Source organism: Collimonas antrihumi (assembly GCF_018304965.1).
Taxonomy (GTDB): Bacteria; Pseudomonadota; Gammaproteobacteria; order Burkholderiales; family Burkholderiaceae_D; genus Collimonas; species Collimonas antrihumi.
The window spans coordinates 1-2,081 of sequence record NZ_JAGQED010000057.1 but is presented as its reverse complement, the minus strand read 5'-3'; the positions used below and the strand labels follow the sequence as shown (position 1 = coordinate 2,081).

The 2,081-nt window shown below is 62.0% G+C and carries 3 protein-coding genes; all 3 read right to left on the bottom strand.

The window, feature by feature from the left end:
- On the bottom strand, positions 1-1,312 hold a 1,312-nt coding region (gene tnpC / locus KHU29_RS21925; protein WP_211455447.1), incomplete at its 3' end, for an IS66 family transposase.
- A 37-nt stretch (positions 1,313-1,349) separates the two neighbouring features.
- A complete protein-coding gene (gene tnpB, locus KHU29_RS21920) occupies positions 1,350-1,706 on the bottom strand; it encodes an IS66 family insertion sequence element accessory protein TnpB (RefSeq protein WP_211455446.1) in 357 nt (118 codons plus the stop codon).
- Positions 1,706-2,002: an IS66 family insertion sequence element accessory protein TnpA gene (gene tnpA / locus KHU29_RS21915; protein ID WP_211455445.1), complete on the bottom strand. Its 297-nt coding sequence runs from the start codon at positions 2,000-2,002 to the stop codon at positions 1,706-1,708. The genes tnpB and tnpA overlap by 1 nt, the downstream gene beginning before the upstream one ends.
- Positions 2,003-2,081: the final 79 nt, after the last annotated feature.

Genomic DNA, 2,081 nt, shown 5'->3' with positions numbered 1-2,081 from the left:
CCAGCGCATAGCCGATCGCCTTGCCGATCAGCGACTTCGGCAGCACCTCCGCCTGGTTCTTGACGAGCCAGGCGTAAAAGGCGTCCAACACCGGACGGCTGTGCTCCTGCCGCAGCCGGTACGTGTACTGCGCAAGTGTTTCTCCCTCGGGGAGTTTGCCGCGTGCCTTTTTCTCGATCTGGTACAGCTTGCCGATAAATTCAAGCGCCTGTTTGGCGCGCCCGGTCGGCTGCTTCTGCGCCTTGAGGGCTTCATCAAACCGCCTCCTTGCATGGGCCATACAGCCGAGGTGCGTGATCCCTTCCAGCATGCGCCAGGCGGCATAGCCATCGGTCATGATGGCGCCGGCAAATCCTTGCAGGAAACGTTCCGGATGCGCGTGCCCGCGACCCGGCTGGTAGTCAAACAGCACGACCGGTTGCGCACTGCCTTCGGCACTGCGATAGACCCACATGTAAGACGTACTCTCGGCGCTCTTGCCGTCTTCCTTCAATACCTGCACCGGCGTTTCATCGCCATGGATCATGTCCTGGTTACACAACGTCAGCCGCAAGGCATCGAACAGGCGCGAGAGCAGATCGCTTGACCGGATCACCCAGTGCGCCATCGTGGCACGGCCGATCTCGATGTCGCTGCGCGAGAGCACCGCCTCCATCCGGTACAGCGGAATGCCATCGGCGTATTTGGCGGTCAGGACGGTCGCCACCGTGCTGACGCTGGCGATACTGCCGGGGATCGGCTGCACCGGCATCGGGCTGGTGACGATCTTGCAGGAAGTCGCGTGTTGCTCGCAATGGCGGCAGCCGTATTTGAAGCGCACATGCTGCAATACCTGGACCTTGGCCGGCACGATATGCAATTGCTCGGTCACGTCTTCGCCGATGCGGTGCAGTGCGCCATGGCAGCAGGAACAGCTCTTGTCGGCATCGGCCAGGTCATGCTCGACGCGCACGCGTGTCAAGTGCGCCGGCAGCTTCCTGCGGCCGCGCTTTTTACCCGGCGCCGTTGTCTCGTCCGTCTGCCCATTCGTGTCCGCTTCGTCGCCGCTGGTGTCGGGTGATGTGTGCGCCGCCTGCTCGGCTTCATTGAACAGGCAACCTTGCGCGCCATACTTCTCGCTCGACGGCGCAAACCGTTTCAGTTGCGCCAGCCGGAATTGTTCTTCCAGAAGGTCGATGCGCTGCTGCAGTTGCGCAATGTGCTCGGCATCGCGCGCAGCCTGCGTCTGCAGCGCCCGGATGGTGTCGCGCAGTTCGGCAGGAAGGGTTCGCAGGAGGTCGTCGGGCAAATGCATGGCGTCACTGTAGCGCATGCATTGCCGAAATAGGTTTACGTCTTTTGAGAATTTTTTACCGGATGTGGCGTGGCGCCAACGGTTGATGCGCCACCGCGCTTTGCCACTGCAGTCCATCGAGCAGCCAGCGCAGTTGGCGTGCCGTCACCTGCAGGGCCGCCTGGTCCTGGCCGTCCCCGGGCCAGGCGAAGCGGCCTTGTTCGAGCCGCCGGTAATGCAGCCAGAAGCCGTTGGTGTCCCATTGCAGAATTTTTAATTTGTCTCTGTCGCGCCCGCAAAAGACAAACCAGTGCGGTCCCACCGGCTCGATGCCCAGCGTCTCTGCCGCCAGCAGCGCGAGCGAGTTGATCGACTTGCGCATGTCGGTGACCCCGGGCGCCAGATACACGCTGCCTTGCGGTGCGCTCCACATCAACGCACCGCCGCCAGGATCGCCGGCAGCCAGTTGACGTGTTCGGCATTCGACAGCCGCAGCACATAGCCGCCGGGCGTCTGCAATTCCAGCACCGGCTCCTGCGACATAACGGCTAGCGGCACGGCGATCAACGGTGCGGCTGGCTTGGGTAGCGTCAAACGCTTGCGCCAGGCATAAAAACTCCATGCCGATACGCCTTCCTGTTTGCACCAGGCGCCGATGTTCAATCCCGATGCCTGCTGTGCCAGCAGCCGCTCACGCCATACCGCGCTACGCTCTTGTGCATTCTCCATACGACTTCTCCTCTTCGAAAAAGTCCGATTCTCGGCCGATCGATTCAGCAGCGGAAGGTGGGTAGGAAAGAGCGATTAC

Coding starts and splice junctions, on each gene's coding strand:
- tnpA (WP_211455445.1), bottom strand. CDS start 2,002: ATGGAGAATGCACAAGAGCGTAGCGCGGTATGGCGTGAGCGGCTGCTG.
- tnpB (WP_211455446.1), bottom strand. CDS start 1,706: ATGTGGAGCGCACCGCAAGGCAGCGTGTATCTGGCGCCCGGGGTCACC.